We start from the raw sequence: 17,420 nt of genomic DNA, 5'->3' as shown, positions 1-17,420 counted from the left end.
GCGCTGCGCGGCTGAGCCGCGGCCGTGTCACGGCGGCACCAGGGGTAGCCAGGCAGACAGGTCGGCCCGTTCGCCGCTTGCCTGCAGCCGGCCCGCTGCCACCGCGCCGGCCCAGTCGAGGGCGCCGGTGGCCAGCGCGAGCCAGGTGGCGGCGTCCGCCTCGACGACGTTCGGGGGCGTTCCGCGGGTGTGCCTCGGCCCCTGCACGCATTGGGTCACGCCGAACGGCGGCACCCGCACCTCCACGGACGAACCGGGGGCACGAGCGGCCAGCTCCTCCAGCGTGAAGCGGACGGCGGTGCCCACCGTCGAGCGGTCGGCCGCGGCCGGGTCGGCGGCCCAGCCCCGGACGGCCGCAGCGCCCTGCTCGACATCGGTTCGGCGTCGTCGGGTTGGCACGCCTCGATGCTCGCACCCGGTACCGACGGTGCGGTCGCGGCCCGGCAGGATGGGCGCCATGACGAGTCGCTTCGACCAGGTCACGGCCGTCACCGCGACCGACGACCCGAGCCGCTGGACCGCCACCATCGACCCGCAGTGGTCGATCGCCGGGCGCACTAACGGCGGCTACGTGCTGGCGCTGCTCGGCCGCGCTGCGGTCGAAGCGGTCGGTGCGGACCGGCGGGCCGTTGACCGCCCGCCGTTGCCGCACCCGATCGCCGCCAGCGCCAGCTACCTGTCACCGGTCCCGGTCGGCGAGGTGCACCTCGCGGTCAGCGTGCTGCGTGCCGGGCGCACCCAGACCGCCGCCCGCGTCACCCTGACCACGCCGGACGGCGAGCTGCGGGCCGAGGCGCTGGTCACCTGCGGTCGGCTCGACCCGGACTCCGAGCCGGTGCACGACGGGGTTCTCGCCGCCACGCTGCCGCCGATGACCGGGTGCGTCCGGCTGACCGTCGACGGGCCGGGCTTCCAGGTGCCGATCATGGAGGTGCTGGACGAGCGGCTTGATCCGTCCTGCCTGGGCTGGGTGGACGGCAAGCCGTCGGGGCAGGGCGAGCTGCGCGGCTACCTGGGGTTCGCCGACGGTCGACACTTCGACCCGCTCGCCCTGCTCCAGGGCGTCGACGCACTGCCGCCGGCCACCTTCGACCTCGGGTTGGGCGGCTGGGTGCCGACCATGCAGCTGTCGACCTGGGTGCGTGCGGTTCCGTCGCCGGGGCCGGTCGTCGTCCGGCAGCGCGCCCGACTCATCGAGGGGTCGATGTTCGACGAGACCTGCGACATCTGGGACTCTCGCGGCCGGTTGGTCGCCACCGGCCACCAGCTTGCCGGTATCCGCATCCCGCACCGCAGACCCAGACCCAGACCCAAGGAGTAGGCGATGGCTGACCTCTACCTGACGCTCACCGACGACGGGCTCACCGGCAGCGAGCAGGCCCCCACGGATGTCGCCGCTGACCAGGTCGTGCTGACCGACGCCAGCGGTGACGTGGTCACCTTCTCGGTGTCCAGCGACCGGGCCGGCGTGGGGTACCTGATGACCGACCAGGGGGTGCTGGTCGTCCGGGTGCATCGCGGTGGCGAGGTGCTGCGGACCTACTCCCCCAGCGGTTGGCGCAGCATCGAAGGCAGCAGCCCGGCGTACGACGCGAAGCCTGCTGCCACCTGGTAGGTCGCGGTCGGGGTCGTCCTTGCTCCGTTCAGACCGCTCTGACGGGTCTTCGAGGCGGTCTGAGCTGAGTAATGCGGGGCGAGGGGAGCAAGGGTCAGTCGCGGGTCCAGCCGGGGCCGGTGGGGACCGGTGCCCCGACCTTGGTCGCCTCGGCGGCGCCGCGGGCAGCGGTGTCTGCGCCCTCGTTGAGCACGTGACCGACGTGCGCCTTCGTCCAGACCAGCTCCGTCGCGGTCCGCGTGCGCAGCAGCTCGACGACCGGTTTGATCAGGTCGACGTTCTTGACGTCGGTGCGCTCCTTGGTCTTCCACCCGTTGCGCGCCCAGCTGTGGCACCAGAGCGTGGTGCACTGCAGCGCGTACTGGCTGTCCAGGAAGATCGTCACCCGGTCGTGCGGACGGTGCGCGGTGACCTCGAGGAACCGCAGCAGCGCCATCAGCTCCATCCGGTTGTTCGTGTCGACGCCACCTTCAGGCGATCCGGCCGCCCAGCACTGCGGGCTCAGGTACCAGCCCCAGCCGGCGAAGCCCGGGTTCGACCCGACGGCCGAGCCATCAACTGCCACCTCGTACTGCTGGACGTCCTGCGCCGCAACGGGTTCAGCCGGAACGCGCCGGGCGGGCGGCTCGTCGAACAGCGAGAACTGCTCGGCTGACCAGTCGTCCATCAGAGCTCGAAGACGGCGGGCAGGGTGGCCTCGTGCGCGGCCCGCAGCTCGTCCAGCTCAAGCACGAACTGGCCCTGGACGTCGAGCGCCTGGCTCTCGTCGTCCACCACGCCGATCCGCAGGTGCGGCACGCCTCGCGCGGTGCACATGTCGGTGTAGCGGACCTCCTCCGACCGGGGCACGGACACGATGGCCCGCGCGGTCGACTCGCTGAACAGCGCCACGAACGGGTCGATGCCGTCCCGCTCGCAGAGCTCGTCCAGCCAGACCCGGGCGCCGACGCCGTAGCGCAGGCACCCCTCGGCCAGCGCGATCGCCAGGCCGCCGTCGGACAGGTCGTGCGCGGCGTCCACCATGCCGTCCCGCGAGGCCGCGACCAGGATCTCGCCGAGCACCCGCTCGGCCTCCAGGTCGACCCTCGGCGGCAGGCCGCCGAGGTGGGCGTGCACGACGTCCGCCCATGACGACCCACCGAACTCGTCGCGGGTGGACCCCACCAGGTAGATCACCTGACCGGCGTCACGCCATCCGGACGGCGTCCGGCGGGCCACGTCGTCCAGTACGCCGAGGACGCCGACCACCGGGGTCGGGTGGATCGCCACGTCGCCGGTCTGGTTGTACAGGCTCACGTTGCCGCCGGTCACCGGGACGCCGAGCGCCTGGCAGCCGTCGGCCAGCCCGGTCACGGCCTGGGCGAACTGCCACATCACGCCCGGGTCCTCGGGCGAGCCGAAGTTCAGGCAATCGGTGACGGCCAGCGGGACGGCGCCCGCGGTGGCCACGTTGCGGTAGGCCTCGGCCAGGGCCAGCTGCGCGCCGGCGTACGGGTCGAGCGCGGCGAACCGGGCGTTGCAGTCGGTGGAGATCGCCACTCCGAGGCCGGACTCCTCGTCCACCCGGACCACGCCGGCGTCGTCCGGCATGGCCAGCGCGGTGTTGCCCATCACGTAGCGGTCGTACTGGTCGGTGACCCAGGCGCGGCTGCTCAGGTTCGGCGAGGACGCCAGCTGGAGCAGCGTGGCCCGCAGCTGGTCGCCGGACGTCGGGCGGGCCAGGCGCTGCGCGGTCGGGACGTCGGCCTGCAGCGCGTCCAGCGACGCCGGACGCGCGAACGGGCGCTCGTACACCGGCCCGTCGTGCGCGACAGTGCGCGGCGGGACGTCGACCACGGTCTCGCCGTGCCAGTCGATCACCAGCCGGCCGGTCGTCGTCACCTCGCCGACCACGGTCGCCTCGACGTCCCAGCGGTCGGTGATCGCCATGAACTCATCCAGGTGCCCGGGCGTGACGACCGCCATCATGCGCTCCTGCGACTCGCTCATCAGGATCTCTTCGGGCGCCAAGGTGTTGTCCCGCAACGGGACCCGGTCCAGCCAGACCTGCATGCCGCCGTCCCCGTTGCTGGCCAGCTCGCTGGTCGCGCAGGACAGTCCGGCGCCGCCGAGGTCCTGGATGCCCTCGACCACCCGGGCCGCGAACAGGTCCAGACAGCACTCGATGAGCACCTTCTCGGCGAACGGGTCGCCGACCTGCACGGCCGGCCGCTTGCTCGGGCCGGTCGAGTCGAACGTCTCCGAGGCCAGCACCGAGACTCCGCCGATGCCGTCACCGCCGGTCTTGGCGCCGAACAGGATCACCAGGTTGCCGGCGCCAGAGGCGTTGGCCAGGTGGATGTCCTCGTGCCGCATCGAGCCGACGCACAACGCGTTGACCAGCGGGTTGCCCTGGTAGCACGGGTCGAACACGACCTCGCCGCCGATGTTGGGCAGCCCGAGACAGTTGCCGTAGCCGCCTACTCCCGCAACGATCCCCGGGACGACGCGGTGGGTGTCCGGGTGGTCGATCGCACCGAACCGCAGCGGGTCCATCACCGCGATCGGACGAGCACCCATGCTCATGATGTCGCGCACGATGCCGCCGACGCCGGTCGCCGCACCCTGGTACGGCTCGACGTACGACGGGTGGTTGTGGCTCTCCACCTTGAAGGTGACCGCCCAGTCGTCGCCGATGTCGACGACGCCGGCGTTCTCGCCGATGCCGACCATCAGCTTCTCGCGCATGGCGTCCGTGGTCTTGTCGCCGAACTGGCGCAGATGCACCTTGCTCGACTTGTAGGAGCAGTGCTCGCTCCACATCACCGAGTACATCGCCAGCTCGGACGACGTCGGGCGCCGGTCGAGGATCTCGCGGATCCGCTGGTACTCATCGGGTTTGAGACCGAGCTCGGCCCAGGGCTGCTCGACATCCGGGCTGGTCTGCGCGGCCGTGACCGTGTCGACGCTCACGCGTGCACCAACCCCTCCAGGGTCGCCACCACGGAGGTGAAGAAGGCCAGCCCGTCCAGCCCGTCGGTGCCGGTGCGGCGGTCGGGGCCGTAGCCGGGCTCGGTGGCGTGCTCGGGGTGCGGCATCAGGCCGACGACGTTGCCGGCCGCGTTCGAGATGCCGGCGATCGAGCGGTAGGACCCGTTGGGGTTGTCGCCGACGTAGCGGGCCACCACCCGGCCCTCGCCCTCCAGTTCGTCCAGGGTGCGCTCGTCGGCGACGAAGCCGCCCTCGCCGTTCTTGAGCGGGACGACGATCTGCTGTCCGGGCCGGTAGGCGTTCGTCCAGGCGGTGTCGGTGCGCTCGATGGACAGGGTCTGGTCGCGGCAGACGAACTTGCGGTGGTCGTTGCGGACCAGTGCGCCCGGCAGCAGGTGCGCCTCGCAGAGCACCTGGAAGCCGTTGCAGATGCCCAGCACCGGCATGCCGCCGCGGGCGGCGTCCACCAGTGGGCCCATCACCGGCGCGAACCGTGCGATGGCACCGCAGCGCAGGTAGTCGCCGTACGAGAAGCCGCCGGGGATGACGATCGCGTCGACCCCCTTGAGGTCGGCGTCGCCATGCCACAGGGACACCGACTCGGCCCCACCGAGCCGTGCCGCCCGGGCCGCGTCCTTGTCGTCGAGCGAGCCAGGGAAGGTGACGACCCCGACCCGCATCAGGCCACCGCGCCCGAGGCGTCCGGGTCGTCGTCGCTGTGGTCCCGATCGTGGTCGTCGGCGGCGGCCACCCGGACGACGTCCTCGATCACCGGGTTGGACAGCAGCGTGGCGGCGGCGTCCCGAGCGGCGGCGAGAACGTCGTCCGTCACCTCCCCCTCGACCTCGAGCTCGAACCGCTTGCCCTGGCGCACCGACGTGAAGCCGGTGAAGCCGAGCCGGGGCAGGGCGCCGGCGACGGCCTGTCCCTGCGGGTCGAGGATCTCGGGCTTGAGCATGACGTCGACGACGACGCGTCCCATGCAGGCGCTCCAGATGACGGCGGCCTTGAGGCCGGGCGAGCAGCGGTCCGCTCAGCGTACCTACCTCCGGCCCACCCCCCCGCCACCGGGCCCGCATGTTTGTCGCGGCGCAACGCCACTACGCACCTATTGGAGTGGCGGCACGCAGTGACATGTACCTCGCCATTCCGCGGCGGGCTTCAAGGTTGGGACTGCGGCCCGCTACTACGCACCTATTGGAGTGGCGTTGCGCCGCGACACATCAGAAGCCAGCCAGCGTCAGGCGAGGCGCTCCGTGAGCAGCGCACGCTCGGCCACGTTCCCGGTCGCCGCGAGCGCCAGCCGATCGGCGGCCCGCGCCTCATCCGGGCGACCAAGCTCGCGCAGCAACTGCGCCCGGGTGGCGTGCAGCAGGTGGAACCGGCGCAGCGGCTGGGCCACTGCGTCCACCTCGGCGAGCGCCACGTCCGGGCCTTCCACGCGGGCCGTAGCCACTGCCCGGTTGAGCCGAACCACCGGCGACCCGTCGTAGCGCAGGAGCAGGTCGTAAAGGGTGAGGATCTGCAGCCAGTCCGTCTCGTCCCATGTCTTGGCCTCGCAGTGGCAGGCGGTGATGGCGGCCTGCAGCTGGTAGCGGCCCGGACGGCGCATCGCCGCGGCCCGCTCCAGCAGGGCCACCGCGACGTCCACCTCGTCGTGCCGCCACAGCGAGCGGTCCTGGTCGGCGAGCAGCACCAGCCGACCATCGGCGTCGAAACGGGCTGCCGCGCGGGCCTGGTGCAGCTGCAGCAGCACGAACAGGCCCAGAGCTTCGGGTTCGGACGGCAGGGCCGTGGCGATCACCCCGGCCAGCCAGGTGGCGTCGTCGGCGAGGTCGCGGCGGGTCGGGTCGGGCCCACCGGTGGCCAGGTACGCCTCGTTGTAGGCGGTCGCGACGACGGTGAGGACGACGTCCAGCCGCTCGGGCAGCTCGGCGACCGCCGGCACCCGCAGCGGGATGGCGGCGGCGCCGATCTTGCGCTTAGCCCGGCTGATCCGCTGGGCGACGGTCGCCTCGGGCTCGAAGGTGGCCCTGGCGATCTCGGCCGTCGTGAGCCCGAGCACAGCGCGCAGGGTCAGGACGAGCCGGGACGCCGGGGCGAGCGCCGGGTGGCAGCAGCCGAAGAGCAGCGCCAGCCGCTCGTCGTCCCCGGGCACGACCCCGTCGACCGGCTCAGCCTGCACCGCGCGTGCCCCGGCCGCCCAGTCGCCCAGCGACGGGAGACGGGCGCGCAGCCGGGCGTCGCGGCGCAGGCGGTCCAGCGCGTTTCGTCGGGCGGCCGTGTGCAGCCAGGCTGCCGGACGGTCCGGGATGCCGTCGCGTCGCCAGGCCCCCAGCGCCTCCGCGACCGCGTCTGCAACCGCCTCCTCGGCGACGTCCAGGTCACCGAGGCTGCGGTGCAGCAGACCGACGAGCCGCCCGGACTCCGCCCGGACGACGGCCTCCAGCGCCAGGTCGGCGCCGACGTCCGTCATCGGCTACATGTCGCCGGAGTGGTCCACGATCGGCCGGACCTCCACGCTGATCCCGGGCAGCACCAGGTACGGCCAGGTCCGGGCAATGGCGATCGCGGCGTCCAGGTCGTCGACGTCCAGGATCGCGAACCCCCCGACGACCTCCTTGGCCTCGGAGAACGGGCCGTCCACGACGACCGGCTCTCCGCCGTCCCGGGACGCCTTGACCGTGGTCGCCGTGCTGACCGGCTGCAGCTCGGCGCCGCCGTCCGCGAACGACGGACCGTACTTGTCGAACCAGGTGTAGACCTCGCCGTAGATGGCGTCCAGGCGCTCGGCAGGGACGTCGGCCAGCAGAGCGGGCTCGGTCGTGAACATGATGACGTACTTCATGGGTTCCTCCTCGGTCGAAGACTGACACCCCCATGACGAACGGGACCAGACCTTCTCGACACCGATCACGAAACTTTCCCGCCGCTACTGCGCGGCCGCCGCCACGGCGGTGACGGCTCGGCGCCGAAGGCGCACGACGACGAACAGGACGGCGACCGCCACCGTGCTCACACAGCTCGCCACGATGATCGCCGCGAGCGGGTAGCCAGCCAGCGCGTTGGCCACCAGGTATTCGACGGAGCAGGTGACCACCGACCAGATCGTGCCGCCGATCGCCGACCAGAGCAGAAAGCGCCGGTACGGGTACGACGCGAGGCCGCAGCTCGCGTTGACGACGAACCGCAGCCCCGGGCGTACCGGACCAGGCACAGCATGACCGGGGTGGGGAACAGGGCGCAGATCCCGTCGGCCATCACCAGCAGGAAGACAGTGACGTACGCCCAGACCGCATCGACGTCGGCGATGTCGCGCAGCTCGTCCGTGCCGATCGTCAGCCGGCTGAGCAGGACCCCGATCACCAGCAGGAACACTGCGACGACGACCCACACCCACGGTGACAGGGCAGGGGTCGTGCGAGATCGGTCACCGTCCATCGTTCGCTCCCTCCAGGCAGTGCCTGGGTGGGGGACGACGCCTCACCCAATTCAGGTGAGGCCAGCGTTCGAGAGGCGCGTGATTCTATCCACAGGCGCCGGAAATGCTCGTATGGCACGCGATCTGGTCGGAGGCAGAATGTCTCAAGCAGACGTCCTCAACACCCAGCCGATAGCCGGGGCCGAGGCCGCCGAGGTCGCGCAGCGGCTCGGCGTCGACGTGGCCCAGGGCCTGAGTGGGGCGGAGGCGGCCAAGCGCCTGCAGGAGCACGGCCCCAACGCCCTCACCGGCACCAAGAAGGAGTCGGCTCTGCAGGCGTTCGTGCGGCAGTACAAGGACTTCATGCAGATCGTGCTGCTGGTGGCCGCCATCGTGAACCTGGTCGTGACCGGGGACGTCGGGACGTCGCTGGTGCTGGCCGGCCTGACCCTGTTCAACGCCGTGATCGGCCTGCGCCAGGAGTCGAAGGCGGAGGAGAGCGTCAAGGCGCTCGCCCAGATGATGCGGACCATCACCCGGGTGCGGCGGGACGGCCAGCCGATCGAGATCGACGCGGAGCAGCTCGTGCCTGGTGACGTCGTCCTCGTCGAGGCCGGCAACCGGGTGCCCGCCGACGGCCGGATCTGCGTGGCGGCGACGCTGGAGATCGAGGAGGCGGCCCTGACCGGCGAGAGCCTGCCGGTCGGCAAGTCGACGGCGCCGGTGTCCGGGGACGACATCCCGCTCGGCGACCGGACCTGCATGGCCTACATGAACACCGCCGTCACCCGCGGGCGCGGCGAGATCGTGGTGACGTCGACCGGGATGGGCACCGAGATCGGGCACATCGCCGACCTGCTGGCGAACACCGAGACGGACAAGACGCCGCTGCAGAAGCAGCTCGACGACCTGTCCAAGATCATCGCCATCATCGCGGGCATCGCCCTGGTGTTCGTCGTGGTGCTCGGGCTGGTGCGCGGTGAGTCCTTCGACACGCTGTTCATCACCGGCGTGGCCCTCGCCGTCGCGGCCATCCCGACCGGCCTGCCCGCGGTCGTCACCGCGCTGCTGTCGATGGGCACCCGCGAGATCGCCAACCGGGGCGCGATCGTCAAGCGGCTGCCAGCCGTGGAGACCCTCGGGGCCACCTCGGTGATCTGCTCCGACAAGACCGGCACGCTGACGCTGAACAAGATGACCGCCCGGGAGATCGCGATCCCCGGACGGCACCGGTTCACCGTCTCCGGGGAGGGCTACGGCATCACGGGCGAGATCAAGCGCGTCGGCGGCGAGGAGGTCGCGCTGGACGCCTACCTGCTGCCGATGGTGCTGTGCGCCGACGCGGTTCTGGACGGCGAAAGCCTGATCGGCGACCCCACCGAGGGCGCGCTGATCGTGCTCGGCGCGAAGGGCGGCCTGGACATCGAGGAGACCCGGCGCACGTACCCTCGCGTGGCAGAGGTGCCGTTCGACTCCGAGTACAAGTTCATGGCGACGTTTCACGAGATGAGCGGCGAGGACGGGCGCCCGGTAGTCCGGTGCTATGTCAAGGGCGCACCCGACGTCCTGATCGAGCGAGGTGGCTTCTACCGCGAGCCGGACGGCACCCGGCTGCCGATCACCGACGACAACCGGCATCTGGCGCTCGAGGCAAACGACGCCATGGCGAACTCCGGCGAGCGGGTGCTCGTAGTCGCCCAGCGCGACTTCGAACCCGCGACCTTCCAGCCCGACGGCGACCTGCTCGGCCTGGTCGCCGACCTGACCCTGCTCGCGATGATCGGCATCGTGGACCCCCCGCGGCCCGAGGCCAAGGCAGCCATCGCCGAGTGCCACAGCGCGGGTATCCGGGTCCGGATGATCACCGGGGACCACGCCGTCACAGCAGGCGCCATCGCCAAGGAGCTGGGTATCGAGGGTCGTGCCATCACCGGCACCACTTTCGCGGCGATGTCGGACGACGAGCTGCTGCAGCAGCTGCCCGAGATCGGGGTCATCGCCCGGGTCGCGCCCGAGGACAAGATCCGCCTTGTGCAGCTGCTGAAGCGGGCCGGCAACGTCGTGGCGATGACCGGGGACGGCGTGAACGACGCCCCCGCCCTGAAGGGCGCGGACATCGGCGTCGCGATGGGGATCACCGGGACGGAGGTCTCCAAGGAGGCCGCGGTGATGATCCTGACCGACGACAACTTCGCCACCATCGTCAACGCGGTGTCCTACGGCCGCACGCTCTACGACAACCTCGTGAAGTACCTGCGGTTCCAGATGTCGACGCTGGTGGCGTACATCGCGATCTTCCTGGCGGCGGGCATCTTCGACATCGCCGGCGGCGTCCCGCTCAATCCGCTGCAGATCCTCTGGCTCAACATGGTCGTCGACATCCCGATCGCGATCGCCCTGGGCTTCGACCAGCCGACGCAGGGCCTGATGACCCGCAGGCCGCGCCCCGTGGGCGCACCGGTGCTGTCGCGCTCGAACTGGGTCCGGCTGTGCATCCAGGGCGCGGTGATGACGGTGGGGTCGCTGGTGGCCTACCAGCTCGGCCACGACGACGGGGCCGTCGTGGCGGCGACCATGCTGCTGACCACGCTCTCCCTGTTCCACGTGGTCGCCGGCCTGATGTCCCGAGACCAGCTGAACACCATCTTCGACCGGGACGCCGTCCCTGGCCCGCAACAGCTTCGCCGGTACGGCATCTCGCTGCTCGCCATTGTGCTCATCACGACGCTCACCCTGCTCGAGAAGATCTTCGGGACCGGCGACCTGACTGGGGGCCAGTGGGGAACCTGCATCGCGCTTGCGCTGAGCCTGCTCGTCATCGAGGAAGCCATCAAGTTCGTGCTGCGGCGCCGCGGGCACGCCGCGGCGACCGCCGTCACCCCAGCGGTCGCCGTCGCCCACGCCTGACTCCACCGAGATCGAGGGATCGCCATGCCGTTCAACCTCCGCAACCGCAGCTTCCTCAAGGAGCTTGACTTCACGCCCGACGAGCTGAGGTTCCTGCTGCGCCTGTCGGCCCAGCTCAAGGCCGCCAAGTACGGCGGCTACGAGCAGCCGACGCTGCAGGGCAAGAACATCGCCCTGATCTTCGAGAAGACCTCGACCCGAACCCGGACGGCGTTCGAGGTCGCCGCCAAGGACCAGGGCGCCCACGTCACCTATCTCGAGCCCAGCGGCTCGCAGATCGGCCACAAGGAGTCGATGAAGGACACCGCACGGGTGCTGGGTCGGACCTTCGACGGGATCGAGTACCGCGGCTTCTCGCAGGCGAACGTGGAGATCCTCGCCGAGTTCGCCGGGGTGCCGGTCTGGAACGGGCTCACCGACGAGTTCCACCCCACCCAGATCCTCGCGGACATGCTCACCATGACCGAGCACAGCGACAAGCACCTCACCGAGATCGGCTACTGCTACCTCGGGGACGCCCGCAACAACATGGGGAACTCGCTGATGGTCGGCGGCTGCAAGCTCGGCATGGACGTCCGGCTCTGTGCGCCCGAGCACCTCTGGCCGGCCGCCGAGCTCGTACAGACGTGCCGCGAGATCGCCGACAGCACCGGAGCCCGGCTCACCCTCACGGCGGACGTCGACGAGGGCGTGCAGGGGGCCGACTACCTCTACACCGACGTCTGGGTGTCGATGGGCGAGGACAAGAGCGTGTGGCAGGAGCGGATCGACCTGCTGCGTCCCTACCAGGTGAACGCCGACGTGCTGCGCCGGACCGGCAACCCGCAGGTCAAGTTCCTGCACTGCCTGCCGGCGTTCCACAACCGCGAGACGACCATGGGACAGCAGATCTTCGAGACCTACGGGCTCGACGGGCTGGAGGTCACCGACGACGTGTTCGAGTCCGAGGCCTCGATCGTGTTCGACCAGGCCGAGAACCGGCTGCACACGATCAAGGCCGTCATGGTCGCCACGCTCGGAAGCTGAGGATCACAAGCATGCGCGTGGTCGTGGCGCTGGGTGGAAACGCCCTGCTCAAACGCGGCGAGCCGATGACCGCCGAGCGCCAGCGGGCGAACGTCAGGCTGGCCGCTCCGGCGCTCGCCGCGGTGGCTGCCGAGCACCAGCTCGTGCTGTCGCACGGAAACGGTCCCCAGGTGGGTCTGCTCGCGCTGCAGGCAGCGGCGTACACGGAGGTTGAGCCGTACCCGCTGGACGTCCTCGGCGCCCAGACCGAGGGGATGATCGGGTACGTCCTCGAGCAGGAGCTCGGCAACGAGATGCCGCCGGACGCCCCGCTAGCCTCGGTGTTGACGATGATCGAGGTGGACCCGAACGACCCGGCCTTCGGCAACCCCAGCAAGTTCGTCGGCCCGGTGTACACCCAGGACAAGGCCGACGAGCTCGGCGCGGCCAAGGCGTGGACGTTCAAGCAGGACGGCGACTACTGGCGCCGGGTAGTGCCCTCACCCGAGCCGAAGCGCATCATCGAGATCCGCCCGATCAACTGGCTGCTCGACAAGGGCGTCGTGGTGATCTGCGCCGGCGGTGGCGGGGTGCCGACGATGTTCTCCACGGCTGGCGGCCGCGATCTGGTCGGTGTGGAGGCGGTGATCGACAAGGACCTCGCGAGCCAGCTGTTGGCACGGGACGTGGACGCGGAGCTGCTCATCCTGGCCACCGACGTGGACGGTGTCTACGCCGACTGGGGCACGGCCGACCAGCGCAAGCTCGATCGCGTGACACCGTCGCAGCTGCGCGCGCAGCAGTTCGCCGCGGGATCGATGGGCCCGAAGGTGGAGGCCACCCTGCGGTTCGTCGAGCAGACCGGCCGGCGTGCCGCGATCGGAAGCCTGGCCGAGATCACCCAGATCGTTGACGGCACGGCCGGAACCCAGGTGGTCCCGGCCTGATGGACATTCGACAGGAGGAACGATGACCTCGTTCGGGGTTCACTCAGAGGTCGGCCGGCTGCGACAGGTGATGGTGCACCGGCCCGAGCTCAGCCTCAAGCGCCTGACACCGTCGAATCATGACGACCTGCTGTTCGACGACGTCCTGTGGGTTGAGCGAGCGCAGTACGAGCACGACCAGTTCGTCGCCCGGATGCGCGAGCGCGGCGTCGAGGTCTTCCTGCTGCAGGACCTGCTGGGCGAGGCGATCGCGGGCAGCGAGGAGGGGCGTCAGCGGTTGATCGAGGTGGCCGCCTCCGAGTACACGGTCGGTCTGTCACTGGTTGACGACGTCCGCGCCCGACTCGCCGAGCTGGCGCCGGAGCAGCTGGCCATCCACCTGATCGGCGGGCTCACCGTCGCCGAGTCCGGTCTTGACCTGGGCCGGTCCCGGACCACTTCGCTGCCGGCCGCCGCGCTCGACGACGAGAGCATGTTCGTCCTGCCGCCGCTGCCGAACACCTTGTTCACCCGCGACTCCTCCTGCTGGATCTACGGCGGGGTCACGATCAACCCGATGTTCTGGCCGGCCCGCCGACTGGAGGCCTACAACGTCGCAGCCATCTACCGGTACCACCCGATGTTTCGCGACGCGGACTTCCAGTTCTGGTACCCACCGCTCGGCGACGACCAGCGCTTCGAGGTGCAGGACTTCGGCCGCGCGTCGCTGGAGGGCGGCGACGTCCAGCCGATCGGCAACGGCACCGTCCTGATCGGGATGAGCGAGCGCTCGCAGGCCCGCATGATCGAGCAGGTCGCTGCGTCGCTGTTCGCCTCGGGAGGCGCCGAGCGGGTCATCGCTGCTGTGATGACGAAGGACCGCGCGCACATGCATCTGGACACCGTGTTCACGATGCTCGACCGCGACAAGGTGACGGCGTACCCGAAGGTCGTCGCGGGCATCCGGGCGATCAGCCTGCGGCCCGGCACGAACGGGAACCGGTTCCACGTCACTCAGGAGGACTCCTTCCTCGGCGCCGTGGCCGAAGCGATGGGCGTCCCCAGGATGCAGGTCGTGGAGACCGGCGGCGACAGCTACCAGCAGGAGCGCGAGCAGTGGGATGACGGCAACAACGTCGTGGCGTTGGAGCCCGGAGTCGTCGTCGCGTACGAGCGCAACACGTACACGATCGCCAAGATGCGCGAAGCGGGCGTCGAGGTCATCACCATCGAAGGCTTCGAGCTGGGCAAGGGCCGCGGCGGCGGGCACTGCATGACCTGCCCGCTGACCCGCGATCCGGTCTGAGGAGGTGCGCGATGCCTGACCTCTTGCGGTGGGCGTTGGTGGCCATCCTGGTGGCGTGCGTCATCGCGATGATCGGCTGGGCCCGAGGGACCACCCATCACCACGGCGAGGACGTCGGCGCCCTGCGCATCCATCAGTCGCTCTCGCAGCCGATGCGCAGCTGACGAGCCGACGATGCCCGAACCCCAGCCCCCGCCGCCGAGACTCGGTGGCCCGCACCCGAGCGAACGCGTTCCGCGGGCGCCCACCCTGATCGACGCGCTGCTCCCCATCGTGGTGCTGATCGCGCTGCTCGCGCTGACCATCTCGCTGTTCGGCATCGACGCCACCAACGGTCCGTTGCAGGTGGCGCTCCTGCTCAGCGCCGCCTTCGCCAGCCTGATCGCGTTCAAGAACGGCTACACCGTGGCGGGCGTCGCTGACGCCGCCGTCGGCGGCGTCACGTCGGCGGTGGGCGCGATCTTCATCCTGCTCGCCGTGGGTTCACTGATCGGGACCTGGAACATGGCCGGCACGATCCCGACCATCGTGGACTACGGGATCCGACTGGTGAGCCCGTCCTGGTTCTACCTGACGGCCGCCGTGGTCTGCGCGCTGGTCGGCATGGTCACCGGCAGCTCGTGGACCACCGCGGGCACGCTCGGCGTGGCCTTCGTCGGGATGGCCAAGGTGATGGGGCTCTCGGACGCCATCGCCGCCGGCGCGGTCATCTGCGGCGCCTACTTCGGCGACAAGATGACGCCGTTGTCGGAGACCACCATCCTGGTCCCCAAACTGGTGGGGGGCGGGCTGGCGGTAGGCACCCACATCCGCAACATGTTCTGGACGGCGGGACCAGCGCTGGGAATCAGCCTGGTGATCTTCCTCGTCCTGGGGCTGAACGCGGACCCCGACGCGGCCCTGAGCACCGACGCCGCTCGCGAGGCGCTGGCCGCAGCGTTCAACATCTCGTTCGTCAACCTGCTGCCGCTGCTGCTGCTCGTCCTGTTCGCGATCCTGCGGTATCCGCCGTTCCTGTCCATCCTGGGCTCCGCCCTCTTCGCCGGCGTGCTCGCACCGTTCACCCAGTGGGACGCGGTGAAGGCGTTCGTGGATGACCCGAGCCTCGGGCCAGTCTCGACGTCGGTCCACGCGATCTTCAGCGCCATGGCGACCGGGTTCGTCAGCCACTCCGGCGTCGCGCCGATCGACGACCTGTTCACCAGGGGCGGCATGGCGAGCCTGCTGACGACCATCTGGCTGGTTCTCGGCGCCCTGTCGTTCGCAGCCGTCATGGAGCACGCCGGGTTCCTGCAGCGGCTCCTGCTGCCGATCGTGTCCCACACGCGCCGCCGCGGGTCGTTGATCGCGGCGGTCAACGCCAGCGGCATCGGCCTGAACGTGATCGCCGGTGACCAGTACGTCGCGGACGTGCTGCCATCCAGGATGTTCCGCGGCGAGTTCGCCGAGCGCGGGCTCGCTCCGCAGGTGCTCTCCCGGGCGGTGGAGGACTCGGGCACGGTGACGTCGGTCCTGGTTCCGTGGAACACCTGCGGGGCCTACATCTCCGGCGTCCTCGGTGTCGCCACCGCCAGCTATCTGCCGTTCTGCTTCTTCAACCTGCTCAGTCCGCTGCTCGACATGACCTACGGGTTCCTGGGGTTCAAGGTGCCGAAGGCGACCGAACCCTGGGGAGACGTGGAGCCCACCGCACCACCTGCGCAGCCAGCACCCGGGTGACGAACCTCAGGAGAACGCGATGAGCGAGACGTCCACTCCCGCAACGGCCGAGAGCAAGCACCGGTTCACGCTCCCCTCGGCGTACACGATCCTGTTCGCACTCATCGTCGTGATGGCCGTCGCCACCTGGATCATCCCCGCCGGCGCCTACAAGCTGGACAAGGACGGCGCGCCGATCCCGGGCACTTACTCCGAGGTACCGAGCCATCCGGCGCGCATCCTGATCGACTCGTTGACCGCCCCGATCAACGGCCTGTACGGGATCGAGGACGCCGACGGCAAGATCAGCTACTACAACAGCGGGACGCTGTTCGGCGCGATCGACGTCGCGTTGTTTATCATCGTGATCGGCGGCTTCCTCGGAGTGACCATGCGGACCGGCGCGATCCAGACCGGGATCAGCGGCCTGGTGGCACGGCTGCAGGGCCGCGAGCGCTGGATGATCCCGATCCTGATGTGCGTCTTCGCGCTCGGCGGCACGACCTACGGCATGGCTGAGGAGAGCCTGGCCTTCTACACCCTGGTCATCGCGGTCATGATCGCGGCCGGCTACGACTCGCTGACCGGAGCGGCGATCGTCCTGATTGGTTGCGGCATAGGCACTCTGGGGTCGACCATCAACCCGTTCGCGACCGGCATCGCCTCCGGCTTCGCCGGCATCTCCATCAGCGAGGGACTGCTGTCCCGGTTGATCATCCTGGTCGTGGGTCTCGCCATGGGCATCTTCTTCGTGATGCGCTACGCCGAACGCGTCAAGAAGGACCCCACCAGGTCGGTGGTGCACCACATGAAGGAGGCCAACGAGACCCACTTCAGCGTCCAGGGCGACGCCGACGAGGCCGTGATGACCGGCCAGCACAAGCTCATCCTGGTCGTCTTCGGTCTCGCCTTCGGTCTGATGATGTACGGCGTCATCCCCTGGGAGGACATGGGGATCAACATCCCCACGCTGTGGTGGTGGTTCCCCGAGATGACCGCCCTGTTCATCCTGTTCTCGGTGATCATCGGGCTGATCGGGCGGCTGAAGGAGATCGAACTCACCGATGCGTTCGTGGCCGGGGCGCGCGACCTGCTCGGCGTGGCGCTGATCATCGGCATCGCCCGTGGCATCACCGTGATCATGAACAACGGAGGGATCACCGACACCGTCCTGCACTGGGCCGAGCAGGCCGTCGACGGCCTGGGGCCGGTGGCGTTCGTCATCGTCGTGTTCTTGCTGTTCCTGCCGCTGTCGTTCCTGATCCCGTCCTCGTCCGGCCTGGCCACGGTGTCGATGCCGATCATGGCGCCGCTGACGGCCTTCGTCGGTGTCGAGGCGCATCTCATCGTCACCGCGTTCCAGTCCGCGTCCGGCGTGATGAACCTGTTCATCCCCACGTCGGCCGTCGTGATGGGCGGTCTGGCCATCGCCCGGGTTCCGTACGGGAGCTACCTGAGATGGGTCTGGCCATTGCTCGGCATGCTGTGCGTGCTGTCCATCCTCGTGCTGTCGGTCGGTGCGCTAGCCAGCTGAGGCGTCGCCAAAACGCGCCGGGGGTGCCAGGGTTGGCT

The 17,420-nt window shown here is 69.9% G+C and carries 17 protein-coding genes; 9 read left to right on the top strand and 8 right to left on the bottom strand.

Translation table 11 applies throughout. The annotated features are described in order from the left end of the window. Positions 1–27: 27 nt before the first annotated feature. On the bottom strand, positions 28–399 hold the full coding sequence (locus ACPPVT_RS01645) for a sterol carrier family protein (protein WP_426564848.1): 372 nt from the start codon (positions 397–399) through the stop codon (positions 28–30). Positions 400–457: 58 nt separating this feature from the next. Between ACPPVT_RS01645 and ACPPVT_RS01640 the strand changes: the two genes are divergently transcribed. Both ACPPVT_RS01640 and ACPPVT_RS01635 read left to right on the top strand, forming a co-directional pair. Then, the gene (locus ACPPVT_RS01640; RefSeq protein ID WP_426564846.1) at positions 458–1,321 is read left to right on the top strand and encodes a thioesterase family protein; all 864 of its coding nucleotides are present in this window, start codon (positions 458–460) and stop codon (positions 1,319–1,321) included. 3 nt (positions 1,322–1,324) lie between these two features. Further along, positions 1,325–1,615, top strand: a complete 291-nt coding sequence (locus tag ACPPVT_RS01635) for a hypothetical protein (RefSeq protein ID WP_426564844.1) — start codon at positions 1,325–1,327, stop codon at positions 1,613–1,615. A 94-nt stretch (positions 1,616–1,709) separates the two neighbouring features. On the opposite strand, the gene ACPPVT_RS01630 is transcribed toward ACPPVT_RS01635, so the two are convergent. The 7 genes from ACPPVT_RS01630 to ACPPVT_RS01600 all read right to left on the bottom strand — a co-directional run bounded on the left by ACPPVT_RS01630 (position 1,710) and on the right by ACPPVT_RS01600 (position 7,802). After that, positions 1,710–2,282, bottom strand: a complete 573-nt coding sequence (locus ACPPVT_RS01630) for a ribonuclease H family protein (protein WP_426564842.1) — start codon at positions 2,280–2,282, stop codon at positions 1,710–1,712. Then, the gene (purL, locus tag ACPPVT_RS01625) at positions 2,282–4,567 is read right to left on the bottom strand and encodes a phosphoribosylformylglycinamidine synthase subunit PurL (protein WP_426564840.1); all 2,286 of its coding nucleotides are present in this window, start codon (positions 4,565–4,567) and stop codon (positions 2,282–2,284) included. The genes ACPPVT_RS01630 and purL overlap by 1 nt, the downstream gene beginning before the upstream one ends. Next, complete coding sequence (gene purQ, locus ACPPVT_RS01620; protein WP_426564839.1) at positions 4,564–5,265, bottom strand: phosphoribosylformylglycinamidine synthase subunit PurQ; 702 nt, start codon at positions 5,263–5,265, stop codon at positions 4,564–4,566. Before purQ ends, purL begins: the two co-directional genes overlap by 4 nt. Next, on the bottom strand, positions 5,265–5,567 hold the full coding sequence (purS, locus tag ACPPVT_RS01615) for a phosphoribosylformylglycinamidine synthase subunit PurS (RefSeq protein ID WP_426564837.1): 303 nt from the start codon (positions 5,565–5,567) through the stop codon (positions 5,265–5,267). Before purS ends, purQ begins: the two co-directional genes overlap by 1 nt. Before the next feature lie 258 nt (positions 5,568–5,825). Further along, positions 5,826–7,061, bottom strand: coding sequence for an RNA polymerase sigma factor (locus tag ACPPVT_RS01610; RefSeq protein ID WP_426564835.1), 1,236 nt, complete (start codon positions 7,059–7,061; stop codon positions 5,826–5,828). 3 nt (positions 7,062–7,064) lie between these two features. Beyond that, positions 7,065–7,433 (bottom strand): YciI family protein, encoded by a 369-nt coding sequence (locus ACPPVT_RS01605; protein WP_426564833.1) that lies wholly within the window; start codon positions 7,431–7,433, stop codon positions 7,065–7,067. 84 nt (positions 7,434–7,517) lie between these two features. Further along, positions 7,518–7,802: a hypothetical protein gene (locus tag ACPPVT_RS01600; RefSeq protein WP_426564831.1), complete on the bottom strand. Its 285-nt coding sequence runs from the start codon at positions 7,800–7,802 to the stop codon at positions 7,518–7,520. Between the two features lie 363 nt (positions 7,803–8,165). On the opposite strand from ACPPVT_RS01600, the gene ACPPVT_RS01595 reads away from it, so the two are divergent. The 7 genes from ACPPVT_RS01595 to ACPPVT_RS01565 are packed head-to-tail and all read left to right on the top strand — an operon-like array spanning position 8,166 to position 17,382. Continuing rightward, a complete protein-coding gene (locus ACPPVT_RS01595; RefSeq protein WP_426564829.1) occupies positions 8,166–10,913 on the top strand; it encodes a cation-translocating P-type ATPase in 2,748 nt (915 codons plus the stop codon). A 24-nt stretch (positions 10,914–10,937) separates the two neighbouring features. Beyond that, the gene (argF, locus tag ACPPVT_RS01590) at positions 10,938–11,939 is read left to right on the top strand and encodes an ornithine carbamoyltransferase (RefSeq protein WP_426564827.1); all 1,002 of its coding nucleotides are present in this window, start codon (positions 10,938–10,940) and stop codon (positions 11,937–11,939) included. A gap of 11 nt (positions 11,940–11,950) precedes the next feature. Continuing rightward, the gene (gene arcC, locus ACPPVT_RS01585) at positions 11,951–12,865 is read left to right on the top strand and encodes a carbamate kinase (RefSeq protein WP_426564826.1); all 915 of its coding nucleotides are present in this window, start codon (positions 11,951–11,953) and stop codon (positions 12,863–12,865) included. Positions 12,866–12,887: 22 nt separating this feature from the next. Further along, complete coding sequence (locus tag ACPPVT_RS01580; protein WP_426564824.1) at positions 12,888–14,150, top strand: arginine deiminase; 1,263 nt, start codon at positions 12,888–12,890, stop codon at positions 14,148–14,150. Positions 14,151–14,161: 11 nt separating this feature from the next. Further along, positions 14,162–14,314, top strand: a complete 153-nt coding sequence (locus ACPPVT_RS01575) for a hypothetical protein (RefSeq protein ID WP_426564822.1) — start codon at positions 14,162–14,164, stop codon at positions 14,312–14,314. Positions 14,315–14,324: 10 nt separating this feature from the next. Further along, positions 14,325–15,869, top strand: coding sequence for a Na+/H+ antiporter NhaC family protein (locus tag ACPPVT_RS01570; protein WP_426564820.1), 1,545 nt, complete (start codon positions 14,325–14,327; stop codon positions 15,867–15,869). 19 nt (positions 15,870–15,888) lie between these two features. Next, positions 15,889–17,382: a YfcC family protein gene (locus ACPPVT_RS01565; RefSeq protein ID WP_426564818.1), complete on the top strand. Its 1,494-nt coding sequence runs from the start codon at positions 15,889–15,891 to the stop codon at positions 17,380–17,382. The last annotated feature ends 38 nt before the right edge of the window (positions 17,383–17,420 follow it).

Source organism: Angustibacter sp. McL0619 (genome assembly GCF_049994355.1).
Lineage (GTDB): Bacteria > Actinomycetota > Actinomycetes > Actinomycetales > Angustibacteraceae > Angustibacter.
This window is presented reverse-complemented; position numbering and strand designations above follow the sequence as displayed.

Bases quoted from the DNA above. Each gene is read 5' to 3' on its own strand.
- ACPPVT_RS01640 (WP_426564846.1), top strand. From the start codon at position 458: ATGACGAGTCGCTTCGACCAGGTCACGGCCGTCACCGCGACCGACGAC.
- ACPPVT_RS01635 (WP_426564844.1), top strand. From the start codon at position 1,325: ATGGCTGACCTCTACCTGACGCTCACCGACGACGGGCTCACCGGCAGC.
- ACPPVT_RS01630 (WP_426564842.1), bottom strand. From the start codon at position 2,282: ATGGACGACTGGTCAGCCGAGCAGTTCTCGCTGTTCGACGAGCCGCCC.
- purQ (WP_426564839.1), bottom strand. From the start codon at position 5,265: ATGCGGGTCGGGGTCGTCACCTTCCCTGGCTCGCTCGACGACAAGGAC.
- purS (WP_426564837.1), bottom strand. From the start codon at position 5,567: ATGGGACGCGTCGTCGTCGACGTCATGCTCAAGCCCGAGATCCTCGAC.
- ACPPVT_RS01610 (WP_426564835.1), bottom strand. From the start codon at position 7,061: ATGACGGACGTCGGCGCCGACCTGGCGCTGGAGGCCGTCGTCCGGGCG.
- ACPPVT_RS01605 (WP_426564833.1), bottom strand. From the start codon at position 7,433: ATGAAGTACGTCATCATGTTCACGACCGAGCCCGCTCTGCTGGCCGAC.
- ACPPVT_RS01595 (WP_426564829.1), top strand. From the start codon at position 8,166: ATGTCTCAAGCAGACGTCCTCAACACCCAGCCGATAGCCGGGGCCGAG.
- argF (WP_426564827.1), top strand. From the start codon at position 10,938: ATGCCGTTCAACCTCCGCAACCGCAGCTTCCTCAAGGAGCTTGACTTC.
- arcC (WP_426564826.1), top strand. From the start codon at position 11,951: ATGCGCGTGGTCGTGGCGCTGGGTGGAAACGCCCTGCTCAAACGCGGC.
- ACPPVT_RS01580 (WP_426564824.1), top strand. From the start codon at position 12,888: ATGACCTCGTTCGGGGTTCACTCAGAGGTCGGCCGGCTGCGACAGGTG.
- ACPPVT_RS01575 (WP_426564822.1), top strand. From the start codon at position 14,162: ATGCCTGACCTCTTGCGGTGGGCGTTGGTGGCCATCCTGGTGGCGTGC.
- ACPPVT_RS01570 (WP_426564820.1), top strand. From the start codon at position 14,325: ATGCCCGAACCCCAGCCCCCGCCGCCGAGACTCGGTGGCCCGCACCCG.
- ACPPVT_RS01565 (WP_426564818.1), top strand. From the start codon at position 15,889: ATGAGCGAGACGTCCACTCCCGCAACGGCCGAGAGCAAGCACCGGTTC.